Annotated in this window: 24 protein-coding genes, 2 tRNA genes and 1 pseudogene; 15 read left to right on the forward strand and 12 right to left on the reverse strand. The window is 58.0% G+C overall.

The window, feature by feature from the left end; genetic code table 11:
• Positions 1–49: 49 nt before the first annotated feature.
• From BMY29_RS07280 to BMY29_RS07290, 3 genes and pseudogenes are all read right to left on the reverse strand, one after another.
• A pseudogene (locus BMY29_RS07280) lies at positions 50–691 on the reverse strand (DUF998 domain-containing protein).
• A gap of 157 nt (positions 692–848) precedes the next feature.
• Positions 849–2,039 carry an ABC transporter ATP-binding protein gene (locus tag BMY29_RS07285; RefSeq protein ID WP_049988531.1) on the reverse strand — a complete coding sequence of 397 codons (1,191 nt, stop codon included), beginning with the start codon at positions 2,037–2,039 and terminating at the stop codon, positions 849–851.
• A gap of 108 nt (positions 2,040–2,147) precedes the next feature.
• Positions 2,148–2,615, reverse strand: a complete 468-nt coding sequence (locus tag BMY29_RS07290) for a DUF5793 family protein (protein WP_049988532.1) — start codon at positions 2,613–2,615, stop codon at positions 2,148–2,150.
• Between the two features lie 229 nt (positions 2,616–2,844).
• Here BMY29_RS07290 and BMY29_RS07295 point away from each other — a divergent pair, with 229 nt between their 5' ends.
• The 5 genes from BMY29_RS07295 to BMY29_RS20555 all read left to right on the forward strand — a co-directional run bounded on the left by BMY29_RS07295 (position 2,845) and on the right by BMY29_RS20555 (position 6,741).
• Positions 2,845–3,573 carry a class I SAM-dependent methyltransferase gene (locus BMY29_RS07295; protein WP_049988533.1) on the forward strand — a complete coding sequence of 243 codons (729 nt, stop codon included), beginning with the start codon at positions 2,845–2,847 and terminating at the stop codon, positions 3,571–3,573.
• Positions 3,574–3,857: 284 nt separating this feature from the next.
• Positions 3,858–4,805 carry a beta propeller repeat protein gene (locus tag BMY29_RS07300; RefSeq protein WP_049988534.1) on the forward strand — a complete coding sequence of 316 codons (948 nt, stop codon included), beginning with the start codon at positions 3,858–3,860 and terminating at the stop codon, positions 4,803–4,805.
• Positions 4,806–4,985: 180 nt separating this feature from the next.
• A tRNA-Gly gene (locus BMY29_RS07305) sits at positions 4,986–5,056 on the forward strand.
• Between the two features lie 154 nt (positions 5,057–5,210).
• Positions 5,211–6,305, forward strand: a complete 1,095-nt coding sequence (locus BMY29_RS07310; protein WP_049988729.1) for a tyrosine-type recombinase/integrase — start codon at positions 5,211–5,213, stop codon at positions 6,303–6,305.
• Between the two features lie 52 nt (positions 6,306–6,357).
• The gene (locus BMY29_RS20555) at positions 6,358–6,741 is read left to right on the forward strand and encodes a hypothetical protein (RefSeq protein WP_143067666.1); all 384 of its coding nucleotides are present in this window, start codon (positions 6,358–6,360) and stop codon (positions 6,739–6,741) included.
• On the opposite strand, the gene BMY29_RS20410 is transcribed toward BMY29_RS20555, so the two are convergent.
• The gene (locus BMY29_RS20410; protein WP_049988535.1) at positions 6,738–8,060 is read right to left on the reverse strand and encodes an HNH endonuclease; all 1,323 of its coding nucleotides are present in this window, start codon (positions 8,058–8,060) and stop codon (positions 6,738–6,740) included. The genes BMY29_RS20555 and BMY29_RS20410 overlap by 4 nt on opposite strands.
• A 135-nt stretch (positions 8,061–8,195) precedes the next feature.
• On the opposite strand from BMY29_RS20410, the gene BMY29_RS07320 reads away from it, so the two are divergent.
• The 3 genes from BMY29_RS07320 (at position 8,196) to BMY29_RS07330 (ending at position 10,454) form a co-directional block, all read left to right on the forward strand.
• Positions 8,196–8,843, forward strand: coding sequence for a hypothetical protein (locus tag BMY29_RS07320; protein WP_049988536.1), 648 nt, complete (start codon positions 8,196–8,198; stop codon positions 8,841–8,843).
• A gap of 82 nt (positions 8,844–8,925) precedes the next feature.
• Positions 8,926–9,801, forward strand: coding sequence for a GIY-YIG nuclease family protein (locus tag BMY29_RS07325; protein ID WP_241471232.1), 876 nt, complete (start codon positions 8,926–8,928; stop codon positions 9,799–9,801).
• Between the two features lie 50 nt (positions 9,802–9,851).
• Complete coding sequence (locus BMY29_RS07330; RefSeq protein ID WP_074854664.1) at positions 9,852–10,454, forward strand: PH domain-containing protein; 603 nt, start codon at positions 9,852–9,854, stop codon at positions 10,452–10,454.
• Positions 10,455–10,633: 179 nt separating this feature from the next.
• Here BMY29_RS07330 and BMY29_RS21665 read toward each other — a convergent pair whose 3' ends face one another.
• Complete coding sequence (locus BMY29_RS21665) at positions 10,634–11,158, reverse strand: SWIM zinc finger family protein (protein WP_338141401.1); 525 nt, start codon at positions 11,156–11,158, stop codon at positions 10,634–10,636.
• A 697-nt stretch (positions 11,159–11,855) separates the two neighbouring features.
• Between BMY29_RS21665 and BMY29_RS07340 the strand changes: the two genes are divergently transcribed.
• The 3 genes from BMY29_RS07340 to BMY29_RS21710 all read left to right on the forward strand — a co-directional run bounded on the left by BMY29_RS07340 (position 11,856) and on the right by BMY29_RS21710 (position 15,698).
• Complete coding sequence (locus BMY29_RS07340; protein ID WP_049988537.1) at positions 11,856–12,077, forward strand: hypothetical protein; 222 nt, start codon at positions 11,856–11,858, stop codon at positions 12,075–12,077.
• Between the two features lie 88 nt (positions 12,078–12,165).
• Entirely contained in the window at positions 12,166–15,405 is a 3,240-nt protein-coding gene (locus tag BMY29_RS07350) for a BlaI/MecI/CopY family transcriptional regulator (RefSeq protein WP_143067667.1), read from the forward strand.
• Between the two features lie 176 nt (positions 15,406–15,581).
• Complete coding sequence (locus BMY29_RS21710) at positions 15,582–15,698, forward strand: C2H2-type zinc finger protein (RefSeq protein WP_394297058.1); 117 nt, start codon at positions 15,582–15,584, stop codon at positions 15,696–15,698.
• 1,284 nt (positions 15,699–16,982) lie between these two features.
• Here the strand turns inward: BMY29_RS21710 and BMY29_RS07365 are convergent.
• The 3 genes from BMY29_RS07365 to BMY29_RS07375 all read right to left on the reverse strand — a co-directional run bounded on the left by BMY29_RS07365 (position 16,983) and on the right by BMY29_RS07375 (position 18,674).
• Entirely contained in the window at positions 16,983–17,378 is a 396-nt protein-coding gene (locus BMY29_RS07365; RefSeq protein ID WP_049988541.1) for a hypothetical protein, read from the reverse strand.
• An 86-nt stretch (positions 17,379–17,464) separates the two neighbouring features.
• Entirely contained in the window at positions 17,465–17,917 is a 453-nt protein-coding gene (locus BMY29_RS07370; protein ID WP_049988542.1) for a type II toxin-antitoxin system antitoxin SocA domain-containing protein, read from the reverse strand.
• Positions 17,910–18,674: a TrmB family transcriptional regulator gene (locus BMY29_RS07375; protein ID WP_143067668.1), complete on the reverse strand. Its 765-nt coding sequence runs from the start codon at positions 18,672–18,674 to the stop codon at positions 17,910–17,912. Before BMY29_RS07375 ends, BMY29_RS07370 begins: the two co-directional genes overlap by 8 nt.
• Before the next feature lie 111 nt (positions 18,675–18,785).
• Between BMY29_RS07375 and BMY29_RS07380 the strand changes: the two genes are divergently transcribed.
• From BMY29_RS07380 to BMY29_RS07385, 3 genes are all read left to right on the forward strand, one after another.
• Entirely contained in the window at positions 18,786–20,030 is a 1,245-nt protein-coding gene (locus BMY29_RS07380) for a hypothetical protein (RefSeq protein ID WP_049988545.1), read from the forward strand.
• Positions 20,031–20,110: 80 nt separating this feature from the next.
• Positions 20,111–20,201 (forward strand) — tRNA-Gly (locus tag BMY29_RS20990).
• A gap of 335 nt (positions 20,202–20,536) precedes the next feature.
• Positions 20,537–21,304: a helix-turn-helix domain-containing protein gene (locus tag BMY29_RS07385; protein ID WP_049988546.1), complete on the forward strand. Its 768-nt coding sequence runs from the start codon at positions 20,537–20,539 to the stop codon at positions 21,302–21,304.
• A 144-nt stretch (positions 21,305–21,448) separates the two neighbouring features.
• On the opposite strand, the gene BMY29_RS07390 is transcribed toward BMY29_RS07385, so the two are convergent.
• The 4 genes from BMY29_RS07390 to BMY29_RS07405 all read right to left on the reverse strand — a co-directional run bounded on the left by BMY29_RS07390 (position 21,449) and on the right by BMY29_RS07405 (position 24,964).
• The gene (locus BMY29_RS07390) at positions 21,449–22,387 is read right to left on the reverse strand and encodes an LLM class oxidoreductase (protein WP_049988547.1); all 939 of its coding nucleotides are present in this window, start codon (positions 22,385–22,387) and stop codon (positions 21,449–21,451) included.
• 55 nt (positions 22,388–22,442) lie between these two features.
• Positions 22,443–23,213: an ABC transporter permease gene (locus BMY29_RS07395; RefSeq protein WP_049988548.1), complete on the reverse strand. Its 771-nt coding sequence runs from the start codon at positions 23,211–23,213 to the stop codon at positions 22,443–22,445.
• On the reverse strand, positions 23,210–24,319 hold the full coding sequence (locus BMY29_RS07400) for an ABC transporter ATP-binding protein (RefSeq protein WP_049988549.1): 1,110 nt from the start codon (positions 24,317–24,319) through the stop codon (positions 23,210–23,212). The genes BMY29_RS07395 and BMY29_RS07400 overlap by 4 nt, the downstream gene beginning before the upstream one ends.
• Positions 24,320–24,418: 99 nt before the next feature.
• Entirely contained in the window at positions 24,419–24,964 is a 546-nt protein-coding gene (locus BMY29_RS07405) for a hypothetical protein (RefSeq protein WP_049988550.1), read from the reverse strand.
• Between the two features lie 118 nt (positions 24,965–25,082).
• On the opposite strand from BMY29_RS07405, the gene BMY29_RS07410 reads away from it, so the two are divergent.
• Positions 25,083–25,643, forward strand: coding sequence for a GNAT family N-acetyltransferase (locus BMY29_RS07410; RefSeq protein ID WP_049988551.1), 561 nt, complete (start codon positions 25,083–25,085; stop codon positions 25,641–25,643).
• Positions 25,644–25,655: the final 12 nt, after the last annotated feature.

The following is a 25,655-nucleotide window of genomic DNA, read 5'->3' on the forward strand; positions in this document are numbered from 1 at the left end:
TCGATTTAAATATTGTGTGGCGATCGGTCGCAAAACCGGTCCCGACCGCTCAACGAGAGGATTCGTCCGGGTTTCCGTCGGTCCGACGGCGAAGGGTGACCGCGAGCAGGAGGATCCACCCGCCGAACGCGACGGCGGCGACGAATTCCGGAACTGCGAACCACGTCCTCGTATCGATCTCGCCGAGCGCCAGCACCCAGGCCAGCCAGGCGACCGGATGGACGTTCCCGAGCCAAAACGACGCGACCGCAAGGCGGCCGTCGCCGGATAGTGCCACCCCGGTGCCGTAGACCCACGCCGCGACGGGAGCCACACCGAACACCGTCAGGGCCGCAACGCCGTGCAGACTTCGACCGAGGTAGACCGCCGTGTGATCGAGGAAGAAGATCCCGACGCCGATCAGTCCGACCACCGCGATCGCGAGCAAAATCGCGCCGACCCGTTCGACGGCGTTGCGACTCGCGATCAGGACCCGCCAGGCGAACGGCAGGCCGACCAGGCCGCCCAGAACGAGACCGCCGTTGAACAGCGGGAACGTCGGCGCGCCGTACCGGCCCATGTCCGAGAGGGCTCGGCTCCGTCAGGTGAACGTCTCGGGCGGCGCGACGACGGTCGCGAGGAGGATCGCGCCCAGCGCGACGATCGGGGCCGCGAATCCGCAGGTCGTCGCGGCCCGTTTCGTATCAACCATGGTACTGCTTTGGATAGCCTGGCGTATCACCGTAACCGTTCGGCTCGAGGAAAGGAGAGACGGGAATCGAACGGCGCGGCGAGAGCGATCAGGTACGAGAGACGAATCGTGGGGCGACCGAAATCGACTCGAATCGGGGAGTCGATCGCGTCACTCGTCAGTCGGCGCCAGCAGGCGTTGCGTCCGCGTCCGACTCGGTGTCACCATCGACATCGCTGTCCTCGCGGTGATCCGCGGGGAACCAGGCGAGTTCGTGATCGGCGGTGACGCGGACGCCGACGCGCTCGTCCAGGTCGATCCGGTCGGAGTGGTTGTGCATGCATTCGATGGTTTCGCCGTCGTCGAGTTCCACGCGGTAGAGGACGGTCGGGCCGAGGTAGCGCCGGTAGACGACGCGACCGTCGGCCTCGCCCTCCGCGGCCGGGTACGCGGTCACGTCGTCCGGCCGGACGAGCAGGTCGACGGCGGTGCCGTCGTACTGGTGGGCCAGGCCGTGGACGTCGTCGCGGAGCACGCGGCCGAGCGCGGTGTCGACGTGGTCGCCGTGGACATCGCCCGAGAGGAAGCTGGCGTGGCCGAGGAAGCCGGCGACGAAGCGAGACTCGGGCTGCTGGAAGACCTGCTGGGGCGTGTCGACCTGTTCGATGTCGCCGTCGCACATCACGGCGACGCGGTCGGAGATCGACAGCGCCTCCTCCTGGTCGTGTGTGACGGAGATGGCGGTGACGCCGGTCTCCTTGATGATCCGGCGGACCTCCTCGCGCATCTCGACGCGGAGGTCGACGTCGAGGTTCGAGAAGGGCTCGTCGAGCAACAGCATCTCGGGTTCGGGGGCCAGCGAGCGGGCGAGCGCGATCCGCTGTTGCTGGCCGCCGGAGAGTTCGTCCGGGTAGTGCTCGCCGTGTTCGGCGAGGCCGACCAGTTCGAGGAGGTCGTCGACGCGGGCGTCCCGGTCGGCCTCGTCCCAGTCCCGCAGGCCGAATGCGACGTTCTCCCGGGCGGTCAAGTGCGGAAAGAGCGCGAAGTCCTGAAAGACGACGCCGACGTTGCGCTCCTCCGGCGGGACGAAGCGGCCGTCGTCGGCGACGGTCTCGCCCTGTAGGCGAACCCGGCCGGCGTCGGGTTTTTCGAGGCCGGCGATCAGCCGGAGCGTCGTGGTCTTGCCGCAGCCTGAGGGGCCGAGTAGGGTCATAATCTCGCCGTCGCGGACGGACAGGGAGAGGTCGCCGATGACGTCCTCGCCGCCGTAGCGTTTCGCGATGCCGTCGAGTTCGAGAACCGTCTCCCCCGTCGTCGATTCCCGGACCGGTTCCTCGCCCGCCGTCGTAAGCAGTTGTCCGTTGGCCATGTATCGACCCCCCGGCGTTGGCCGGCGTACATTCTCTTTAGGCAAGCCTAAAACACTTATAATTGCCGGTCGGATTCGGACCGACGGGAACGCGAAATCGGAGCGGCGTCAGAGTTCGACGCCGCTGGGGATCAGGCTGTGCTGGCGCAGCAGATTCCCCTCGTCGTCGTACACGAGAAACGTGCGTTTGTCGTAGCTGACGAACGGTTCGCCGTCGAGCGTGATCTCGACTTCGTACCGACCGTCGTCGTCGGCGGTCTCGCCGTAGCCACGCGCCGCCCGAATGAACTGGAGGACGTCGTCGGCATCCTCGTTGAGTTCGAGGATGAACTCGCCGGTGACGCGGTTCGTGACGCTCACCACGCCTGGCGTGTCGTCCTCGAGCGGCCCCTGCAGTCGGAGGGCGGTGTCGGTTTCGCTCGCGTCGAGTACGTCCCCGTCGGGACCGGTCAGGCGCTCGCGAAGCATCGTCGCCGGGCCGGTGAAATCGATCGATACCGAGGGCTTTTCAGGCTCGCCGTCGGTTTCGACCCAGTCGATATTGTTAACGTCTAACGTGAAGTGCTCGCGCCTCATTCCGTACTCGTTCCTTCGGACTCCCGCGGTATGAACGTAACGCACGACAAATCAGCCGGGAAGATAGTTCGGGAAACGAGTATTCGACGTCCGTCGACCGGACGAATTGCCTAATTTGTGATCGGCGCTGTCAGATCGCCGGTACGATCGCGACTTCGACGGGATCGAGGAGTCGGATTACCGATGGCCAGTCGAACGTTTTTTGCGCGTACCCGGCCGAACCCCGACGATGGCAGACCAGCAGGACGGGGGTCGGGATCGATCGACGACGTCGCCGGATCGCGAGGGGGCCAACCGGACCGTCGGGACCGACCGCGGCGCGGTCCGCGACACCTACGACCGGATCGCCGACCACTTCGCGTCCACGCGGGAGTACCCCTGGCCCGAGGTCGAGGCCTTCGTCGCGGACCGAGCGGACGACTGCGCGGGCGGCGTCGGACTCGATCTCGGTTGCGGGAACTGCCGCCACGCCCAACTCCTGGCCGACGAGTGCGCCTCAGTCATCGGTCTCGACGTCAGCCGCGGCCTACTCGAGACCGGCCGTGCTCGCGCACGCGAGCGCGATTTCGCCGCCGTCCTCGACCTGATCCAGGGCGACGCCGCATCTCTCCCGTTGGCCGCCGACAGCGTCGACACCGCGGTCTACGTCGCGACGCTCCACCACCTGCCGACGCGAGCGGCCCGGCGCGCCAGCCTCGACGAACTCGCGCGGGTCCTCGCTCCCGACGGCCGCGCGCTGGTCAGCGCCTGGTCGACCGCCCACGACCGGTTCGACGAGACCGACGGCTTCGACACGACGATCGAGTGGACGCTGCCCGGCGGCGAGACCGTCGACCGGTTCTACCACATCTACGCGCCCGACGAGTTCGAGGCCGACCTGATCGACAGCGATCTCGACCTCCGCGAGTGGGAGCTGTCGAGTGGCAACTGTTACGCGACGGTCGCGGGTTCGAGGTAGTCGAGGGCGGACCAAGAGCGGAGTCCGGCGAGTAAGCGACGACCGGACAGCCCCGGTCGTGCGGGTTCGGCGACCGACCGATCCGACGTGTCCCGCTACCAGTTATGACGTCCGTGGTACGAGCTTGTACGGGGGCAGGGGGAGAGGTATTTTCACCGGACGGACGCAGTAGATTTCAGTTCGGTTTTCAGTCACTGAAATCGAATGAAACGTTTCGAATGGAGTTCATTCTCCGAATAATGTCCGATTTTTATGATCGTCTCGCCGCTAGTCCCGAACGCGCTATGACGCGTCTCACCAGACGTTCGGCGCTGCAGTTCGCAGGCGCATCGCTCGCCGCAGCCACCGTCCCCGCGACGGCGACCGCCGACGAGTCCGACGACTGGACGGTCGTCGAGACGCCGGTCGACAGCACCCTCCACGACGTCGCCGACACGGCGACGACCCCGCACGCGGTCGCAAGCGGCGGCCTGGTCATCGAACGCACGGAGGCGGGCTGGGAGGTCGTCCTCCAGGGCGGCCCCACCGGCAACGGAAACGACCTCTACGGCGTCGACACTACCGACGACGGTGAGCGGCTCTGGATCGTCGGCGCCAGCGGCGCGATCGGCGAGTACGACGTGACGACCGGCGATCTGATCGACCGCTCCGCGCCCAATGACTTCACGGCCAACTTCAACGATGTCGCGGTCACCGGCCCCGCGGGCGACGCGGACGTCTACGTGGCCGACGACTCCGGCTCGATCCACTACAGCTTCGACAACGGGCGAGAGGGCACCTGGGACTACGAGGCCCCCGGCAGCGGCGCCGGCTTCAACGCGATCGAATTCTACGAGGACCGATCGGGCCACGTCATCGACACCAACGGCAAGGTGTTCGCCACCGACGACGGCGTCACCTGGAACGCCATCGGCATCGAGGACGCCGGCGTCACCTACTACGGCCTCGACAGCGACGCCGCGGACGACGTCCGCGTCAGCGGCGGCAACGCCTCCGTGTTCACCTACGACGGCAGTCAGTGGGGTCTCGAGAGCCTCGGCGATGCGGACCTCTTCGACGTCGAGACCGACGGCGACAACGGGTACACCGTCGGCAGCGGCGGCGTGATCTTCGAACTAGACGGCGGCGAGTGGTGCCAGCAGCAGACTCCGACCGGCGAGAACCTCTTCGCCGTCGCCCGCGGCCCTGTCGACATCGCCGTCGGCTCCGGCGGCGAGGTGCTCGAGCGGTAAGCCGCTCCGATCGACTTTCCCGCCGTGGAGTCCGGGTTCGATCGCGACGAATCGTCTTAAACTATCGCGTCACCGTTTTTCGACTGCGTTGCGATCGCCACCGGGCGGGGCGTCGACCGTCGCCTGGCGACGGCGCGGAAAAGGAAGATCCTTAAACGTGGAACGAAAATCGGGAACTGCGCGCGGATGGTCTAGTGGCAGGACCTGAGCCTTCCAAGCTCATGGCCCGGGTTCAAATCCCGGTCCGCGCATAGTTTCCCGCGCCTCAGCGCGCGAAACAGTAGTTTTCGAGTGTCTGTGGAAACACAGACATATGCCGATTACAACTCATAGCCCGGGTCTCGAGATTGACCCCGACGCCGTCGTGTGGTTTTCAGATGTATCAGGCTCATTAGAGGTGACAGTATGAACGTACCGGTGGTCTCATCACCAGTCGAGGAGCGGCTCGACGAGCGGCAATTGGTCGATTACCGGGAGTACAAGCGTGATCTCCTCAAATGGCTGCACCATCTCGGGAAGAACCCTGATCACGCTGAAGGATATGCAGAGACCACAGTGCGGCAGGTCTCATACAAAGTGGACAAGTTCTACCGATGGCTCTGGAACGAAGAGGGTTATACTACCAGTGCAACTCCCGACGATGCAGACGACTACATGCGCCACCTGGTCTATTCAGACACGGAGTACAGTACTGGTCACAAGGCGAGTTCACAAAAGTGCCTGAAACGGTTGTTCAAGTGGCGACGTCACGAACTCGGTGAAGAGGTTGAATGGGAGCCGACACACAGCTTCTCACCGGACGCGTCCCAACCGCGTGATTATCTCACTGTGGAGGAGCGCAAACTGATACGAGAGGCTGCTCTAGAGTACGGAAGTGTCCCTTCGTACAGTGCCCTTGACCCACAGGAGCGGCAGTCGTGGAAACGGTACCTGGCGCAGCGATTCGAGAAGCCTATCGACGACGTGAGTGTAAGCGACTTCGACCGCGCCAACGGATGGAAAATTCCGAGCCTCACCTGGGTATCACTGGACTGTGGTCTTCGCCCGGTTGAGGTCGAGCGCGCTACAGTGAATTGGGTAGACACGGAAAACAACGTCCTACGCATCCCGAAGGCCGAATCATCGAAGAACACGGAAAACTGGATCGTCGGTGTCACTGAGCGTACATCAACAGCACTCGAGCGCTGGCTAATCGAGCGGCAGCAGTATGATCAGTATCAAGACACCGACGCACTGTGGCTAACGCGACACGGCAATCCGTACAACTCTAGCTCGTTGAAGTACATCCTCTCTCGTCTCTGTGAGATAGCCGAGATTCCGACTGAGAACCGAAGCTTGTCATGGTATGCTATTCGCCATTCGGTCGGCACCTACATGACTCGAGAGCAGGACTTAGCGGCCGCACAGGCACAGTTGCGCCATAAGAGCCCGGAGACGACGATGCGTTACGACCAGACGCCAATTGAAGACCGACGCGATGCACTCAACCGGATGGGATAATGGTAATTCTGTAGAAACTGATATAACGTTTCACTTATTAGACGGTATCTGTATGTCGGGAAAGACAAAGACCGTCGGTCTCAAAATGGATGATGGATCTTACGAAGTGTTGCCAGAGGGAATGGCCGGATCTCGAGAAAACGTGAGCCAAATAATCTTACCAGCGAGTATCCCATGGGAGTCTGACGTACAATTGTATCCAGCAGAACTTGAATTCGCTGGGAGTGAAGAGCGTGCGATGGGTGGTGAGACCATTTACGATGCGCGACACATTGGGACTGTTCCAAATACTGGAGACGAATTCTACGTTGAAGCGACGTTCCAAGAATATCCAGCAAATGATTTTCAGCTTGTTGACGGTGGCGCAACTGGACCGGCGTCTTTTGCGCACTTCGCTCCCGATGATTTGAAATCGTATATGTACGCTGTTCTTTAGAGAAATATTAGATTCCGCTGTTCTGCTTTTGCTATTAACTCCTGATTGAATTCATCACCATTACGCCCTTGATGCACCCGTCGATGGCAGTTTGGACACAGTGCGATGACGTTCTCTGGTGCATCTGGCCCGCCGTCACTCTGCCGTGTGAGGTGATGGACCTCGAGGAACGGCTCACCGGTGCTAGTTACGAAGGGAGCTTCTTGCTCACATCCCTGACAGACGCCGTCTGCCATCCGAAGTGCAAACTCACGGACGTACTGTGATCGTGGATAAGAGCGGCCGCCAGAACGGCTTGAGGAAGTGCGTGATCCTGTTGGCGAGCTCTGTTTTGCTTTCTCGAAAAGCTCCTCATCCGAAAGCGACGTCGGCGTTCCCTCCTCGATTTCAATCTCTGTGCCGCCCACAGGGGCTAACTGAAACTGGAATGCTTCACGAGGGTCATCATTCTCGTCGCGCAGTGTCCTAGTATCGTACCCGATGTATTCGTATTCACCGAGGTAGGTGACAATCCACGGCAGGTCTGTGCTCTCAAAGAGATGAAGGGACTTGCCGTTCTCCTTGTGGTCGCGAATAGCTTCGTTGCCGCCGTCCATCGTCATATCGCCTTCCGTTCCTTCGCCAGTGTAGAGGAAGGTGTCGTTCTCAAGGAATTTATCTTCGTATCCGTAGTCATCGCCTGAGTCACCGGTAAAGATGAGAACTAGAGGAAGGTCACTCGGTTTGGCGATTCCTTTGTATCGTTCTCCTTTGAGCGCATCGTGGATGAACCACCGATTATACGCTGCGCCAACTTCGAACGTGCCACCTTCAATCGGGATAGAGTAGACACCATTGTCTTCAGTGACCAGCTCGAGCGATTTGAGCCAATCAAGGTGCTTAGTTACGACGCCCTTGGGTAAATTGTGATCAGGATAGGCATCACGGAGATATGTTTGTATCTCTTCGACCGTTCGGTAACCGTTCGGAATGATCCTGGCGATCTCCCGGAATCCATCGACAGCCTTCTCGAGGCCCTCATACATAACCAAGGGCTCGTTATGCCGCCAGAAGGTCTCGCCCTTGTTTGTAGTTTGATAGCCATCTGGAGTACTGTCGAGCAGGTCGATGGACTCGAGGAACGAGATATTTCGGCTGACGGTTTCTTCTGCATCAGCGGGTGTAGATGCTCTTGATCCGGCAGATGTATTTTCTAGCAGCCAGTCAAAAAGTGCTGCTTCAGTCGGTTTTTGTTCTGAGATATACTGGAGGGTCGAATGGAGATCCTGAATCCGATCATCAACCCCACCGAAGAAGCGTTCGGTCGTCATCCGGCTCATAGCAGTCTACCTTCATGCCAGACGTATATTCATGTGGAAAATTCTCCAGCGGGATGAGAAAAAGGAAGAGATGACGATTAACTTCTCACATCGAGTGATAGTACTTATAACCTCGCGGCAGAGGTCTGAACAATAATGACAGAGGAACAGACGCTGACTGGGAAACTCGTAGAATCTTTTGCTGATGTCATCCACGATGTCGATCGTACTATCGGTGAAAATAAGGACTACGGCGCTGGGATCGGACCTCACGACGAGAACGATCAGGTCGATGCTCTGATCGAGGAAGTCCGCCGTCAAGATAATCTCCCTGGGGATGTATCCACTGCGAAGTCCGACCCATCAGGCGTCACATACCCTGGTACCCAATCCGCCGATTTGGTGATTGAGGCCCCTGAGTTAACGGAATACTGTGAAGCGAAGCTGTTTCGGTTCATAAAGGCGAACGGTAACCCATCGCCACGAGGCTACAGCAAAGTCTTCAGCCCCTATCAGTCCCATAGTCCGCGCTCGTTCATTCATGATGTGGACAAGCTAGCTGCCGCCGACATCAGGGCCGCAAAGACACTCTTGGGAATCTATTATAGGCCTATCAAAGGCGCCGGATCTCATATCACTGGACAGGCTATCGCCAAAAAGTTCGTGTCCGATGTTGAGCAATGGACTGAACACGAGATCAGCCTCGACACGGTCGTACCCTTCTCAGGACTCCAGCATGATGTCCACCAACGGGGAGCGATACTCGCTTGGAAACTTGACGATCAGCCTGAGCGTTTTTTCTAGAGCGTTCCATTAGATCGCCGTCCTGGTACCGTGACCCCTTAGGGTAACGCTGCTCGTGTCACCTTCAAAGAAGGTAAGAGCGATGGGTGCAGACAAACTGACTATGCAGCCGTATTATGAGTCCGACTGGTTAGGTTTCGACTGGTCGGACTGGGTCAGCTTCGCCCCTTCTGATGGTTATCTCTCAACGGCTCCAACCGACGAAGGTCTCTATCGCGTACGTCATCAGCGCACAGAGGGTCTCGAGTACATCGGACAGACTGGTCGAAGCCTTCGGGGACGTCTCCGAGCGCTGTCCGGATGTTACAAACCCGAAATGCCGTTCACTGATCCACATGTTGCGGCGCCGTGTCTATGGGCCGTCCGTGAAGAGTACGGACCGGAGTTCGAAGTTTCCTGGATCACCCCCGATGTGGCCCCAGATCGTTCGCAGCGCTTAGCCATTGAAGAGGCGTTGATTGCGTCATATCGACGCGACACTGGAGAAAGCCCAACAGCGAACTTCGGTCGAATCATTCCTGGCTATCGACGCTCGAGTAACCGGTCAGGTGGGTTCACTGGGGGTATTCTCGAAGAGGGTGAAAGTGAGCCGAACTGTGAGCCGGGAACTGGACCGTTGCCATGGACGGATGCCGATGCAATACTCTCAGATTCGTGGATGGGTCTTGACTGGTCGGAACCTGAACGCTTGGCAGATGCGTACCAACAGATTCCGAAGGAAAGCGGCCTGTATCGGATCTGGAATGAAGACGACGTCCCACCGTTGGAATACATCGGACAGAGCGGAAACCTCCGAAGTCGGCTGTATCGCCACCGTCGAAACAGAGACGGTGATCTATTGTTCAGCTATACGACGCTGTCAGAACTCGACGCAGCCCATAAGCGAAGTGAGGTCGAAACCGAGTTGATCGGTGCTCACTGGCTTGCTTGTGAGATGGCTCCACGAGACCAGTTCTAACTCATGAAATTCACGTAACGATTATCACGTATTAGTTACTCTCACTTACTATGGGGTTATTCAGTTCAGGAGATGATGACTTGGGTGATTATGAGTGTGAGCCACAGGGAGAATACGTCACAAAAGCTCGAATTGAGAAGGTAGAAGATATCTTAGATGAGGGCGAGAAGATACACTATATAACCCGCGGATCAACCGTCGACGTTGAAGGGTCATCTGCTGGGAAATCATTATTCGGCGACGATAGAAGTCGCAAGTCTGGCACACGAGGGTACGTACGAGCAGTCTACACTGATAGCCGAGTAGCAGTAAAGATTCCTCAGTGGTTGGGCTCTGATGAGCGGTCTGTACCGTATGAGAGCATAACTAGTGTTGATCTGGATACTGGACTTGTTAATAAGCGCGTTTCCCTCCAGACGCCTGGGCAAACCTACCATATTGAAGTCCAAGAGCCAGGTAAAGACGAAGTTCGAGAAATTGTGTCGTTCATCAGGGAGAAGATTAACGAGGTAAATCAACCAGACACAGTCGTGGCAGAGTCAGAACCAGACCCACTTGATCAGCTGGACAAACTTCAAGAGCTTCATGAGAAGGGTGTCGTAGACGATGAAGAATTTGAAGAAAAGAAACAATCTCTGCTTGATAAGGTGTAATACGGATTATGTTCAGTTTTCAGATAGAACACATTAAGTAGCTAAACGGTATGGAAGAGTCGACCGGATAACGGTTACACGGCCGGGAACCTACTCCTCTTCACAGGTGGCCCGTGCCCGCTTGATTTCCAGAAGCTCCAGCTCGATCTGCTCGAGTTCTGCCTCTGTGACTTTCCGCTTCATTCTGGGACCTCCGGATTCGGTGTGTCGAAGTCAGCGTTAAAGCAAGGGAAGCAAGGGAGCTCTTGGTCAACACTCCAGCACGAACAGTCATCGGGTCGCAGTGGACCGCCATCAGTAACTGGTCGCTCTGTCGCCGCAGTGAGGACCGGTTGACGGATCGCGATGGCGACGCGATGCTTACACGGCTCATCATGATGGACGTCGGCCGGGCATTCACAGCAGACCGGAATGCCACCCTTGACGTTGACGCGATACTCATGATTTTCCGGGTCAGCGTAGCTGCCGTTTCGTACCGTGACGATCCCAGGAGCGGTTAACTCGAACTCGAATGCTTCGTATTGTGCGCACTTTACGACTTTGTTATCCGAAACTCCAAGGTGATGGAGTATGTTTTCTGTCATGGCTTCTCCCAGAAAGCCAGTCCGGGTGCTGCAACACCCGGGCATTTTGACTGACTTTCTTAGATAGACATACAATCTGTATGACAATAAGTCTAAACATTCTGACATACAGGCGGACATATGACCAGCTTTGGTACAGACTCATGGCACCTCATGAACCCTGCGATTGACCCCCTATACAGCGATTATGATGGGGTTGAGGGGATTCAGTGGCCATTTTCACGATTAAGTAGTATTTTTATGATATTTCTCATCTCGGCCATTATCGGCAAATGACTCTCGACAACTGACCAGTCGAATTATCGCACTGAGGGCTGCATAGCGGTGCTTCAATGTTGGTCTTAGTATTTACTATAAATATTCAGCTACTTGGTTTTCTGTATAATCGGGCCGGTCGAAATCGTTAGTACGTATTGGCAGGTAGATCTTCATGTAAGTAAGGTGGTGAACATAAGAAAATCGCCAGACAGGATGGAGAACCATTAATTGTGTGTAGATATAATGATATATTGGACAGATGATGGAAACTACACTCGGCGTCTCGAAGGAGACGCGCAATCGACTGCGGAGGCTGAAAGGCTTCGAACGCACTTACGATGAGCTCCTTCAGGAGATGCTCGAAGAATACGACGAATGATGCAACTGAAGAAGCACAGTTCCTGGACGTTGGCAAATTGGGCTTGGGACCTCGAGTTGCCGACGCCCAGCGAAACGACGCAGTACCGCGAGGACGTGAGTCCTGTGTTTAAGAAAATGGCACACGCCATTGTAAATCTTACACATTGTCTCACCTCCTCGTGGTGTCAACCACTACGGAATGACAGAACTCATTAACATTCAGTTTTATCGGCTCAGCGACATCAACATTAGCGAACTGCCGCCGGAGATGCACCGGTCAGTAGTGAGAGTAGACGAATGCGACACGCCAGATTGCAGTGGCAACCCAACCCTGCTTGCGCTCAAAGGGGAACGCTACGGTCTCCACTGTGAGGACTGCCACGACAAAGCCGCTGAGGAGGCAATCGGGGTAATCCTATGAAATCAATTACCATCAGTAAGATTCGTGACATCGCAAGTATAGACTCCTATACCCGCGATGTCACGAACATCACCAACAGGTGGTTCTGATGGCGGCTGCGGCTGATCAATCGTCGCAGTGGCGGCAGTGCCTCGTTGACGCTCTCGAGTTCTTCCATGATCAGATCGATCAGGAAATCGAAGATCACACAGCTAATGGGGAGCACCCTGACCGACCGACGACCGCTCGAGAATATTTCAAAGAGGCGCGCGGATGGACTGACGAGACGGTCGAAGCGAAGTTGCTCGGTTGGGCACCTCCGGATCGAAGCGCACTTCGAGATCATCTCGGTCGGCTCGGATATACGCTCGATGAGATGCTGGCGACGGGGTTATTCAGTGAGTACGGACATGCGACCTGGCAAGGGCGGTACGTCTTGCCCTACTTCGATGAAGCCGGTGATCCTGTGTATGCTATCGCGCGGTGTACGGGGTCAAAAGGCGGTGGCAACGCGGGCTATGACGGGCATCCAGCAGACTTTATCCCGGGGAAGTATGCAAAGATGTCCCACACAAAGGACTACGCCGAGGTTGACGAACCGATTTACGGCCTCTCAACTCTCAAGCGCGATGGTCCAGTAATCATCACGGAGGGGATCGCCGACGCGATTACGACGCATGAAGCAGGCTATGCGTGCCTGTCTCCTGTCACGACTCGATTCAAACAGCGTCACCGTGAGTTGCTCCTCGAGAGACTCGAGGGAGACCGTCTGGTGATCGTCATTCAGGACGCTGAGGTGCCGGGATCGTCGTACGAAGATGAGTTTGGCTTAGACCTCCCACAGTTCGGTCCGGGCATCGAGGGAGCTGTTCAGACTGCTCACTATCTGCATGAAAACGGAGTCGATGCGCGTCTCGGTGAGCTCCCTCTTCTGGCAGATAGCCTTCAGAAGGTCGACCTCGATGACTACCTCCAGGAGTGGAGTGATACCTTAGCTCCCATCGTTTCCAGCGCGAAGCCGGCGGCGCAACACCCGGCTCATGATCCGACGACGAGAGAGATCGACGTAGAGCGAACCGAAGTGTCGCCCTCAGGTGAGGGATCGGCGCTCTGGAACCTGACGATGCCGGACGTCACCGGCCTGAACTGGGGGTATCGCGGCCCCAGTCCGCTGGGTCATCACGGGGATTCAGAAGATTACTTCCTTCTCTTGGAGAACCGGCAAATCGGCTACGATCACAAGTACGACGCGACGTATCACCCGGTGACCTATCTGCTGTGCAATGCAGGTGTACGGCGCCAGAATAATCCTGAGGGGCCTCTCACTGACGAAGAGAAATTTGAATCCTGGCGCTATGCAAAGGCAGAGGGTCTCATCCCATCAGACGACGAGGTGCCCTATGCTGCTCTCAGAGGCGTCGCCCTCAAGCACGGACTCTGCGAACGCGACGACATCACCGACGGCTGGAAGCTCACACCGTCGGCCTATCTTGCAGCAATCGAAACGATCGAAAACGAGTACGGTCTCGAATCGGGCCGTAACACGAACGGGGAGCCGGTAGCGCTCATTCCATCGGTCTCGAACGAGTGGGACTGGCGAAGCGACGAGCCGTCTATACCCCTTGAGGAAGCCCGGTCTCGGTGCCAAGCAGCGATCGAGGAGGCGCTCATTAATCGATCGACTGCGATCATCGACGCACTCCCCAGCATGGGGAAGTCTCGAGGCGTAATCAAGGCGGCTGCAGGAACAGGTGAACCGCTCACAATTCTCGTCGGCCGCGGGCACGAAGAGATGTACGAACAGTATGAAGAATGGTGCGAAGAAGACGGCCTCAAGTGCAAGCGTCTTCCGAGCTTCACTTCGGACTGCGAAACCGCGAATGGTACACACGGTGACGCCTGGCGCGATAGAGTCATGGAGCCGTACAGTCGGGGGGCTACAGGGCGCGATATCCACATGCGGATCGAAGATATGCCGTGTAAAGAGGACGGCTGCACCTACCGATCCCAATGGTCGTTCGATCCCGATGAATACGACGTCCTTATCGGGCACTACACTCACGCTCACGTCTACAAAGCGATTCAGGGGCGAGCAGTCGCATTCGACGAATTTCCTGGTGGTGCCTTCGAGCTAGACTCGGTGAAAGGGCTGCCAGGAACGGTCTCGACGTATCTTGAAGATTCTCCCCTTCCAGTCAATGATTTCACTGAATTGATCGAATGCCGGCGTGATCCAGCCCTCCGAGACGAAGCACTTCGACAGTTCGCTTCTCGAGACGGCATAAAAGTCGCGCCGGATGCCGATCAGGCATTTACACAGGGTGGTCATTCCGCAGCGCCATTCGTCGTTCTCATGCTTATCTTCGGTGAGGAAGTCATGGACGGGTGGGAAGTAGCAGATATTGAATCGTCACGATGTCTCTGGCACCGGCCTACTCAAACCTTCTACATGCTGACGCCACCAGATCTCTTGCCAGGCCGCGGGGTTATCGGTCTCGACGGCACACCGACGTCGATCATGTGGAATCTGGCGCTTGATCAGCGGTTCACCCATCGGGAAGTTCTCGACAAAGACGAACGCTCAAAGTATATCACTGAGACGATGAGCATCGAACTCGTCAGAACGACAGAGAGCATCAAGCCCTCGGGGAAGGGCGGCCGATACGTGAACGTCGAGGATGACACGGCGCTCTTCGAGAACATCGCTCAGGAACACGACGAAAAGCCGGCACTCATCGCCCCTCAAGCTGCGTTAAAACGGTACGAGCAGTCCGGCGCGCTTGAGTACATCGATGGAACACAGCACTACGGAAACCTGCTCGGATCAAATGAGTTCAAACACCTGCGGGTCGGTGTCGTCTCTGGATCGATGCACTATGGCGACAGATTCATCGAGAAATGGGCGGCCTACGCCGACGAAGACATCGACAGAGAGGGCAAGGGGGTGAACCTCACCTATGGCGATTTCGGCGATAAGATCCTCACCCACATGCGCGAACACCAGACACTACAAGCCATGTTCCGATTCGGCCGGGACGGAAACGGCGCTCGGGTCTACATCAATACGAATACCCTTCCCGACTGGATAGAACCGCACGACGAAGCGCGCGTCGTCCGCTGTTGGTCAGATGGAGAACGACAAATTCTCGAGGTGATCAACGATCTGGACGAGTGGAAAACGAGTGATTTGATCGAACACCCTGACATCGAGATCAGCAAACGCCAGATTCACCGAGTGCTGAACAAGCTCACTGAACGAGGATACGTAACAAAGACACGGAAGGGCCGTGCTCTAGTCTGGCGCGCTGACGGTGACTGCCCGGAACACGGCGATGTCGAATTAGGCTGATTGCCAACAGTAAGATTCGTGACATCGCGGGTATTAGACTCTAATACTTGGGATGTCATTAATTAATCGAGTAAATTTCTATCTGAACAGCATATGACCCCCACCTCTAAGTCACGTCACCACTGGGTTGAAAGTTTGAAATCCAGAAGACTGCTGAAGACAATGAGGAGTCACAGCTGCTCAACAGCTGGCGTGACGAGGGCAGCGATGTCTACGTTTGCGCTGAGTGCGGCAAGGTGTTCGAGACGGCTGACAGCCTGAACGGTCATCAGTCGGCTCACAGGGACGACTAGCCTCGATACAGCGCTTGGAAAACACATGGCGAACAACTGTGGCGCTGTAGAATCTCACTCCATCTCTTGTGATGAAGTGTACGAAGCACTTCCGGCCCTGTTCTGCAGAGCTGAGGTAGCTGAACACTTCGAAGCCTGCTATAACACTGTGAAGAAGCGCATTTGGGTCCTCGAGGAAGAGGGTGACGTCGAGCGCCTAAATGGAACGGACATCTGGCAGCGAAACTCCAAGGGGTAACGCTGTTAGGACAGTACCATATTCCTTTCAGTCCCTTTAAATATTTATTGACGTATATACATTACTAGAACTTGATGCTAATGCCCGGTGCAGTGACGTTAAGCACGGCGGTGTACCTGCAAACAATCTCGAAACGACAGAAACCGCTCCTTGTGCTCCTGCTCATCATGGGAGCGTGGGTGATGCTGATATGAGCTACAGCAAAGAGGCAGCCGACGAAGTCCGTGAGGCTATCCCTGATGGCCCCCTCACCCGGGGGTTGTGGCCAAAAACAAGAGGACCTGTCTCTCCGGCATGTAGCCACCATTCTGGACAGCCTAGCGGAAGAGGGGGTACTGAAGCGTAGGAAGGTCGGCCAGACCTGGCTGTATGTTCACAGCCGCAATGGCTGGCCGACTGTCTCCCCCGAATCAGCTGACGATCGAACCAGAAAATCGTGAAAACAAATGATAACAAAACCAGGAGATGGGTTTAACAATCCGATTCGAGTGACTGGAGAGTGGCGCAGTGAGCCAGAGGAGAACGGTCACACTGGTGGTCAGTTCCAACGTCGACTCAAGCGGATCACTCAGTGTGTGAGGGTACACGAGCTAAGTTGTGATACCTACGTCTGCGATTTCGTCGTATTCTGTGACGAGCTGACTGAGCAGATTCGACGACACATCAAGCGGTCAACGCGCTTCGATTAAGACTCAAGGGAAGACATCCAGCGCTGGGGATCGACGAATGTCAGTGCAGTCATTCACAATGTTCATGATGACGGCTTCCGAGTCGAGGAGTTCGTGATCAGGTTGCCGAGTGCCGATCTACCTCGAGATGAGACCCCGGATGCTGTAGCTAGCCTGATCGAAAAGGCCGCCGGCCTCGAGCGTCGATGTATGGATTCGACCACCGGTCTCTGCGATGGCAGGAAGCTTCTGCTCTGGAACAGTGCCAAAGGGATTTGATGATCCGTATCCACACGTGGGTGTCCAGGATGCTTCGATCCATCCGACTGTGTTTCTGGATTTTCTTTCTGACCTGTGCAGTGACTATGACCTCTGAGATCACGCTACAAAGATGGCGTATCCCATTAATGAACAGCCAGTAATCAATACTGCATAGGTGAACTCGTTACCATCGTTGAAGCGCCAGCTGTCTACAGAGTCATTCACGTAGATTAACGTAAGGATGAGCGCTAATCCGAGCGCGAATAGGAAAAAGCGTGTATCTGAAAGAAATCCCAGAACCTCTGTTTTCAGCCAGCCACTGAGGATTGCGGCACTGAGAATGCTTCCAACGATGATCAGATAGGTCTCCTGTTTCGTCTTGAAATTACCGCGGAAGATGAAAGCGGTACTCCCCGCTGTGTAGAAGTGATCTTTAATCCACGAAATCACAAATGCGATTAGAAGAATCGCTACCCCTTCCTGTGCCCATTCTAAAGGTTGCTCGAGCACCATTACTGTTAGAGAATAAATGAGACATGATATACTTGTCGGCCTACTTAACACATACAATAGTGAACGGAATGAAGCGCTCTGAAACGTCAGTAGATGCTGTTTTCAGCGTACTTTGGGTACCGAGAATACACTTCTTCAATAAGATCAGAAAGTTGCTTATCGTTATATTCCTGTTTGATTTCTTCTGCGAGTGCCAAAATACGTCGGGCCTCATCCTGAGATAGCTGCTGTTCAACAAACTCCTCACCCGCTTGTTGAATTCTATAATCGTATTTCGTTTTATCGCGACCGATCTGTTCTTCCTGGTCATCTATCATATCTTCTTCTGCAAGAAAATCAAGATCATCATAGACTTCTTTCGAGAAAGGCCCATAATCGTATGCAATAAAGTCATAATTACTAGACTTTAATGGATTGTCATCAATCTCCTGGAAGCGCTGCTGCATCAGAAAGATCATTTTCTGCAAACGAGTTCGTCCCTCAATTGGCTCTCCACCATCAGCGTACATCAGCGCGAGAGGGAGCAATTTCCTATGCATGGGCGTCGAACTCTTCTGCGTCGTTAAATATCTCTTCGAACTCCCTCGTGAAAACACTTGCCATCGTTTCATCGCTAAAGATAATCCCTGTGTTCCCACGGTCAATTTCCATGACAACATGCTCCTGATCAATAACGTAGAAGGTTTGATCTACATCTTGATGAGTCCAGACAGGGATATTGAATGATGTGAATTCTTTAATTTCCTGCTGTCGTGCATTCCATATGACTGGCTTAACATCGACCTCACTATCAGCAAGGCGTTCCAAAATACGAAGATCGCTCGTCTCATACCATCGAGGGTCGGGCTCAAGAGCATACACGCTTTCTTCTGCTTGTTCTAACATTTCCCGGAGTTTTCGAATAGTTCCGGACTGACCACCAAGGACCCAAGACGAGCTCGTAGATTGATCTCTGCTCCGTGGATTGAGCTCATATGCCGTGCCGAGCGTTTCAATCAGTTCAGTAGCTTTGTTGTTGAACTCCTCCTTCCGTTCTCCGATCAGCTTCTCCGGGTTCTGGACGTCATATATTGTTGGATTAGCATCTTGTTCTGTGACAACGCCTTCATTTTTGAGGTCGTCCAGAACGTCATATATTCGTCCTTGGTGAATATCTGTTCTAACAACAATTTCCCGAGCTTCTAGCGGGCCCTCAGCAACGAGACAGCGGTAGGCTGCTGCCTGATACTTCCCCCACCCCATTATATCTTGAAGCGGTTTATCTGCTTTCTCGAGGGTCTTCTCCGGACGACTCATAACAACCACTATAGTTGTTTTTCTAATAAACTTTATTCTTCGTAGTCTAAGAAACTCACACTTGGGTGGTTCAATCTCACTTATATACCCCCAGCGCACGTATCATATACCATGAGTTCCACACCAGAAACGAACTCTGACGACGACGACCAGAACGACGAACGACTCATCAACGCGCTTTCCACGCGCGAAATCCGACGAGGGCTTCTCGACTCGGATATCGACGTGGGCGAGAACGCGGACCGCGAAGAGGTGTTCAATCTCCTCGAGACACACCCTGCGGCAGACCAACTCCGAGAGGACATCGTCGAGGGGGCGAAAAAGCGCATCCTGGAAGATGGGCATGTCAAGCATGACTCCATCGAAGGGACTGGTCAGGGAATTCCGGTCATCAGCGACGCTCTCACTCTGGCCGAGGTGTACTACTACGACTCGTACTTCCAGTACACTGACCACACTGCGCGTGTATACGAAGCACCTGACTTCGGTGGCGTTCTCCGGGACATCGCCGAAGACGCGGACTCACCTGCAGCAGCCCGAAACCTGTTCATGGAGTTCTGTGAATCGGAGGACGTCGACCCTGCATACATCGAAGCGACTGAAGATGTTCCGGCTCCGCTCATCGATAACACCGACGACCAATTCAGCCCCCGTCTCGTGAAGTTCGAGGACGCCAACACCATCTACCTCGAGTACTGGAAGCGCGGAAAGACGATGAGCGAGTTCGACGTTCGGACCGGCGACTACGAGAAAATCAAGACGCTCTACCGCGCGGTCGTTCGTGTCAACCTCGACACTGGACTCATCGAGACGATGGGTGACAACAGCCAACAATCCAATGAACAGTTGGTCAAACGGTTCCTCGGTGAGTTCAGTGGCTCCGACACTGTGCGCCGAATCAACATCCGAGGTCCGGACATCCGGCGGACGAAAAGTGACCTCGCACTCCTCACGAGCCTCAACGAGTTCGTGGGTGAAGAGGCGAAGGTTCGGCTGACTCGCAATCAGAGTGGAAACGTCGAGGCTGACCCGGCTCACGACCAAATGGAAAGCGAGCGCGACTACTCAAAGACCAACTTCCAGATTTTCATCGGAGAGACGGCCGATGGCTGGGAACTGGTCTACCCGAGAGAGCTCGGAGAAGAACCGGACAGCGAGGATGAGGTCACAACGAGTGACGTTCTCACGGCAATCGATGAGTCATCCCGAATCGACTACGAGGACGTGAAGGACCTCACTATCACTCTCGACGGTGAGAAGTCGACGTACCGAATCCAGAAGAAGGACCTCGCCCCGAGCACCAGGGAACAGGTCTTCGACCTCCTCGCTGAGGAACTGGGCTGGATTTCGGACTAAGATGCGATAAGCCAGGGGCTCACAGTGCGGATTTTTATATCGTAGGATACACTGTACATAGGTACAGACACTCGGAACTCGCGCTTGGTACGATGGTACTCCGCGAAATCTCCGATTTCGCACCCTGAGCCTTCCAAGCTCATGGCCCGGGTTCAAATCCCGGTCCGCGCACTTTTCGACGAACGGACGTGAAGAGACCGTACGTGATAGAGGGATTTGAAACACGCGAGCCGCAGCGTCCGAACGAAGTGACGAAGTGAGGGCGACCGTCTCGCAGTCGGGTTCAAATCCCGGTCCGCGCACTTCGCACCGCCTTCAGCCGTCGGAATTGGTTTCACCCCCGATTACCGAGTGGTCGGTCGTCGGTCCCGCCTGACCAGGCCAGAAAATAGCTGCCGGTCAGACGGTAGAGACTGAACCGACGCTGCTCTCGCGGGTCGCCGCGAATCGGCGCGCTCACTCAGTATTGCCAACCCATATGGTTGGCGATAGCCAAACCCAGGCGCATGCGCGAGTTCGCGTTTACGATCGAGTACGACAAGGGGGCGGATCCGCTTATGGACGTTTTCATCGAGTATCCGGACGCCCACGCACGGACGATCTCTTGTCATATGTCTCCGAACGGAGTGTGGCGAGTCGACAGGATTGCCGGTCCGGAGGAGGCCCTCGAGCGGATCGACGAGATCTATACGGCCCCGGAACACTGTAACGAGTGTATCGGCTCGCGCCACTGCCACACCAATTGGGAGCACGAAATCCTCGAATCGAACCCCTCCCGCCGGACGATCTACACCTACCGTCCGTCCGCGAGTGATTGCCATTCGGTGCTCCATCTCGCCTGCATCTATCTCGGTGAGGGCATCGTCCCCGCCGCGGAACGGCGCGGCAATCGCTACGAATGGAGAATACTGATGCGCGACGACGCGGACGCCAGCGGCCTGCACGAGGCGCTCAACGAAGAACTCAGGGACGGACTACGCGTGAACTTCCGCCAGATCGGCGGCCCGTCCTACTGGGCGGAAGAAGCGATTTCGCTCGCCGAACTTCCCCACGAACAGCGCGAAGCGATCGAGGCGGCCGTTCGGTCCGGATACTACGAGACGCCGCGGAACGCGTCGATGGCGGACATCGCCGAGGTGCTCGATATTCCCCGGTCGACGCTCCAGTATCGTCTCCAACGGGCCGAATCGTGGATTATCGGCTGCTTCGTCTCCCGGTCGATCGCCGACATCGGCGACGAGTTCTCTGCGCTCCCGATGGTCACCGAGTTATGAGGGGCCCATCGCCGACCGAACCGTCTCGATACTCTGTTACGGCGCATCCACCAGGAGTTCGGTTCTCGGCTGCCGGCTGCCGTCGGTGGAGACGATACTAGACGTCGTCCCCCTCCGCTACTGCTTCATCGAGGGTAGTGAGGACTAGTCCGGAATCGCCGGGAAGACTTCGGTCGCCAGTTCGTCCATCACATCTCCGGCGGGCCGTTCGTTGTACTTGAGATTGAACAGCAGGTGGTCAACCCCGATCTCGTCAAGCTGGCTGATGTACTCGATGAGCCATTCGCGGCCCGCTCGAAAGCCCTGGTGAATCCGGGACGGCGGCTCCGAGGGGTCGGCGGCGAGGTCGATGTACATCGACTGTCCGAACGGTTTGAACTCGTTCCCGGTCAACTCGCGCCACCGTTCGATGGTGGCGGCCTGGTCGTCGAGCGACTGCATGTAGTACATCCATCCGTCGCCGTTCTCGGCGATCCAGTCCTCCTCCTGTCGCGCATGGCCGGTGATGAGCAGGGGAATCTGCCCGGTCGTCGGCTTCGGAACGAGATCGACATCGCCGTCCATCGTCCCGAACGAGGAGTCGATTTCCGGGAACTCCTCGGACCAGAGGCGTCTGAGCGCGGCGACGCTCTCCCGGAACCGTTCGCCCCGTGCGGTCGGGTCCGTATCGAACGCCTGGTACTCGACGGGGCGGTCGCCGCTGGCGAGCCCGAGGACGAGTCGTCCGTCGGACAGGTTGGTAACGGATGCCGCCGCCTTCGCGACGTGAATCGGATGGCGCAGCGGTAAGACGATCGCACCCGTCGCTAGCGCGATCTCGTCGGTGTGGGCTGCAATATGGCTCAGATACACCCACGGGTCGTAGATCTGACCTGCGTCTCCGAACGAGGGATCGAGCAAGGGAACGTCGCGGAACCAGAGGGCATCGAAGCCTAACTCCTCGGCTCGCTGTGCGAGTTCGACTTGTCGATCCATCGACGGCGTGGTCCCCTCGTACGATTCGAGCGGAAAAATCGCGCCAAACGTAAGCTCGTCCGAATCGTACATCCGTCGGAATCCCGGATGATCGTGTCGATCAGCCATCTGTAGTCACTGTTTACTCCGGATCGAGTTAGACTCTATTTTGGCATATGACGAATCAGACCGCCTCGACGCGTTCGAACAGCGCCGCGCCGATCGTGACCATCACCACCGACGACGCGACGAGAGCGCCGAGATCGAGCAGGACGGAGAACGACGACGTACCGACGAGGACCGCCCGCAGCCCGTCGACTCCGTAGGTCAGAGGATTCACGTACGCCAAGTACCGGACCGAACTCGGCAGTCCCTCGATCGGGTACAGCGCGCCGGAGAGGAAAAACAGCGGGAAGATGACGAACTGGACGATCAGGCCGAACCCCTCGCTGTCGCTGAACTGGGAGGCCAGCGCGATGCCGAAGCCGACGAACGTGATCGCGAGGAGGACCAGAAAGACGACCGCGACCGGCACCGAGAGGAGGCTCACGGGCTCGAACCCCAGCGGAATCGAGAGCAGGAGGATGAGCAGCGCCTGGACGAGCGCCGTCGTCGAGCCGCCGGCGATCCGTCCGAGGACGATCGACGTGCGACTCACCGGTGCGACGAGAATCTCCTTCAGGAAGCCGACCTCCTGGTCCGCGAGGATCGAGAGTCCGGCGAAGGACGCCCCGAAGAGCATCGTGAAGCCGACGATCCCTGGGACGAGGTACTGGAGGTAGTCGACGCCCTCCGGAAGACCGGGGATCGCCGCTCCGCGGAACCCGAAGCCCATGAAGACGAGAAACAGCAGCGGCATCGCCAGCGAGCCGACGATCCGCGACGGCGTCCGGAGGAACCGCTTCGTATCGCGCAGCCAGAGCCCGTAGATCGCCTGCGCGTCGACGAGTTTCACGAGCGGTCCTCCGTGGAGACCGCGCTCGAACGGTCGTCGTGCACGTCCGCTCTCGATTCGGTTCCGGTCGCGGTCGACCCCGACCTGGTCCCGCCGAGCGCAGCCAGGCCCCGGCTCCGACCGGCGCCCGCGGCCGCGCGGTCGCGGTCGGTCAATTCGAGGAAGACGTTCTCGAGGGTCGGCTCGCGGAGGTCGATCGACGTGATGCCCGCGCCCGTCTCGTCGGCCAGGCGGACGAGGGCGGCGATCCGCGCGTCGCCGTCGTCGACCGTGACGTGGACGCCGGATCGGCCGTCGGCGACGGCGTAGTCGCGACACCAGGCCCGGTCGTCGAGGCGGTCGAGCAGCGCGGACGGGACGTCGGATTGCCCCTCGGTCCCGGCCTCGGCCCCGTCGCTCGCGAATTCGAGGGCAACGACGTCGCCGCCCAGTGACTCCTTGAGCGCCGCCGGCGCGTCGATTGCGACGATGTCGCCGTCGTCGACGATTGCCACGCGATCGCAGAGCCGATCGGCCTCCTCGATGTAGTGAGTCGTCAGGACGATCGAGACACCGGCCGCCTCGTTCAGTTGCTCGATGTACTCCCAGGTGTCTCGCCTGGTGCGCGCGTCGAGGCCGACGGTCGGTTCGTCGAGGAAGAGGACCGCCGGTTCGTGCAGCAGGCCGCGGGCGATCTCGAGGCGGCGTTTCATGCCGCCGGAGTAGGTGCCGACGGGGTCGTCGCGGACCGCGGACAGCCCGACGAGCCCGAGGACCTCGTCGATGCGGTCGGCGCGGTCGCTCCGGGCCTGGCCGTACAGCCGGGAGTGGAAGGCCAGGTTCTCGGCGCCGGTTAGCTCCTCGTCGAGGGCGGGTTCCTGGAAGACGATGCCGAGACTGGAGCGGACCGCCCCCTTCTCGGACCGGACGTCGTGGCCGTTGACCGACGCGGTGCCCGAACTCGGCGGGAGGAGCGCCACCAGCATGTTGATCAGGGTCGACTTGCCCGCGCCATTGGGGCCGAGCAGGCCGAACAGCTCGCCGCGCTCGACCGTAAACGAGAGGTCGTCGACCGCGGTGACCCCGTCGAACTCCTTGGTGAGGCCGTCGACGTGAATCGCGTCCATGGAGGGTTACTGGTTCGATAGCTACGGATAAATTATCGTCGATCGTCGCGGGTATTTTCTCGCAACTGCCGATCCGAGAACCACCCGGACGTCGGTCTGCTACAGGGTGGCGTCGGTAGGCCGGTCGCGGAGATCGACCGTCGCGGCGAAGACGACTCCGAGCACGACGCCGAACAGGAGGTGGCCGAGCAGGCTGCCCGCGGCGGCCGTCGGGAACGCCGCGGCTCCGCTACCGCCGACGGCGTTCACCCAGACCGGGAGGACGAGCAGCGGCAGGATCGCCCAGACTGCGAGCCCGAAGACGAACCCGGCGCCGATCAGCCGCGCGACGACGCCGGCCCGGGCGAGGACATCGGTCGCGACGTCGGTCCGAAGCACGCCCAGAATCGGATCGCGCGTGACGAGCATGCCGAACGCGACGCCGAGGACGATTCCGTGTGCAATGTGAACGGCCCAGCCGACGGCAGTCGTCGGTTCGAGCCCGTAGATGGCGGGGATAGCGCCCGCGAGGATTTCGGGATCGAGCAGCCACATGAGGATCCCGAAGGCGATCGCGCCGAGGGCGCCGCCGAGTACACTCCCGACGATCCAGCCGGTGCTGCCGCGCAGGCCGAACGCGGCCACGGTATTGGAGTCGCTACTCATCGGTCGGCGCTACGCCGAACGAGCCCAAAAGTATTGGTTAGGTTAGGCATTCGGCATCTCAGGTTGGCCGGAACGTTCCGATCCGTGCATTGTTGTACCTCGCCCGGCAACTCCCGCCGTGGAGTACGACCTGCTTGGCTGGCCGCCGGACGGCCCGAAACTCCGGCTCGATCACGAGCGGTTCAGCTACGCCGGCAAGTTCGTCATGACGAACACGGGGAAGGCGGTGGCCCGGACCGACGACGGCGAGATCGTCGCGGCCGTCGCGTTCAACGAGGACCGCACCGACGCCGACGCGCTGTGGCTGCGCTACGTCACCGTCGACCGCGAGCGCCGCGGCGAGGGGATCGGGCCCGCGCTCCTCCGGCGGGTTCGGGACCGGGCGATCGAACGCGGCTACGACCGGCTCCGGATCGCCGTCAACAACCCGTTCGCCTACGAGGCGCTCTACCGGACCGGCTTCGCCTACACCGGCGAGACGACAGGTATCGCCGAACTCGTCCTCGAGTATCCAACACCGGGTTCGGACCCGGGCGACGACCGAAACCGATCCGCTCGCGAACGGTACCAGGCCGGCCTCGACGAGTTTCGCGAACGCGACCTCTCGGACGAGGAAGCGGCGTTCCTCGAGTCCCGTCGCGGGAGCGAACCGCCCGAGCGGGACCCGACCGGCGAGTGAGCGGGCCGATTA

The sequence above is a fragment of the Natrinema salifodinae genome, from assembly GCF_900110455.1.
Lineage (GTDB): Archaea > Halobacteriota > Halobacteria > Halobacteriales > Natrialbaceae > Natrinema > Natrinema salifodinae.

Coding starts and splice junctions, on each gene's coding strand:
- BMY29_RS07390 (WP_049988547.1), bottom strand. CDS start 22,387: ATGGCTGATCGACACGATCATCCGGGATTCCGACGGATGTACGATTCG.
- BMY29_RS07340 (WP_049988537.1), top strand. CDS start 11,856: ATGACAGAACTCATTAACATTCAGTTTTATCGGCTCAGCGACATCAAC.
- BMY29_RS07295 (WP_049988533.1), top strand. CDS start 2,845: ATGGCAGACCAGCAGGACGGGGGTCGGGATCGATCGACGACGTCGCCG.
- BMY29_RS21665 (WP_338141401.1), bottom strand. CDS start 11,158: ATGTCCGCCTGTATGTCAGAATGTTTAGACTTATTGTCATACAGATTG.
- BMY29_RS07300 (WP_049988534.1), top strand. CDS start 3,858: ATGACGCGTCTCACCAGACGTTCGGCGCTGCAGTTCGCAGGCGCATCG.
- BMY29_RS07290 (WP_049988532.1), bottom strand. CDS start 2,615: ATGAGGCGCGAGCACTTCACGTTAGACGTTAACAATATCGACTGGGTC.
- BMY29_RS07350 (WP_143067667.1), top strand. CDS start 12,166: ATGGCGGCTGCGGCTGATCAATCGTCGCAGTGGCGGCAGTGCCTCGTT.
- BMY29_RS07285 (WP_049988531.1), bottom strand. CDS start 2,039: ATGGCCAACGGACAACTGCTTACGACGGCGGGCGAGGAACCGGTCCGG.
- BMY29_RS07405 (WP_049988550.1), bottom strand. CDS start 24,964: ATGAGTAGCGACTCCAATACCGTGGCCGCGTTCGGCCTGCGCGGCAGC.
- BMY29_RS07385 (WP_049988546.1), top strand. CDS start 20,537: ATGCGCGAGTTCGCGTTTACGATCGAGTACGACAAGGGGGCGGATCCG.
- BMY29_RS07330 (WP_074854664.1), top strand. CDS start 9,852: ATGGGGTTATTCAGTTCAGGAGATGATGACTTGGGTGATTATGAGTGT.
- BMY29_RS07310 (WP_049988729.1), top strand. CDS start 5,211: ATGAACGTACCGGTGGTCTCATCACCAGTCGAGGAGCGGCTCGACGAG.
- BMY29_RS07320 (WP_049988536.1), top strand. CDS start 8,196: ATGACAGAGGAACAGACGCTGACTGGGAAACTCGTAGAATCTTTTGCT.
- BMY29_RS20410 (WP_049988535.1), bottom strand. CDS start 8,060: ATGAGCCGGATGACGACCGAACGCTTCTTCGGTGGGGTTGATGATCGG.
- BMY29_RS07375 (WP_143067668.1), bottom strand. CDS start 18,674: ATGAGTCGTCCGGAGAAGACCCTCGAGAAAGCAGATAAACCGCTTCAA.
- BMY29_RS07370 (WP_049988542.1), bottom strand. CDS start 17,917: ATGCATAGGAAATTGCTCCCTCTCGCGCTGATGTACGCTGATGGTGGA.
- BMY29_RS07325 (WP_241471232.1), top strand. CDS start 8,926: ATGGGTGCAGACAAACTGACTATGCAGCCGTATTATGAGTCCGACTGG.
- BMY29_RS20555 (WP_143067666.1), top strand. CDS start 6,358: ATGTCGGGAAAGACAAAGACCGTCGGTCTCAAAATGGATGATGGATCT.
- BMY29_RS07365 (WP_049988541.1), bottom strand. CDS start 17,378: ATGGTGCTCGAGCAACCTTTAGAATGGGCACAGGAAGGGGTAGCGATT.
- BMY29_RS07400 (WP_049988549.1), bottom strand. CDS start 24,319: ATGGACGCGATTCACGTCGACGGCCTCACCAAGGAGTTCGACGGGGTC.
- BMY29_RS07380 (WP_049988545.1), top strand. CDS start 18,786: ATGAGTTCCACACCAGAAACGAACTCTGACGACGACGACCAGAACGAC.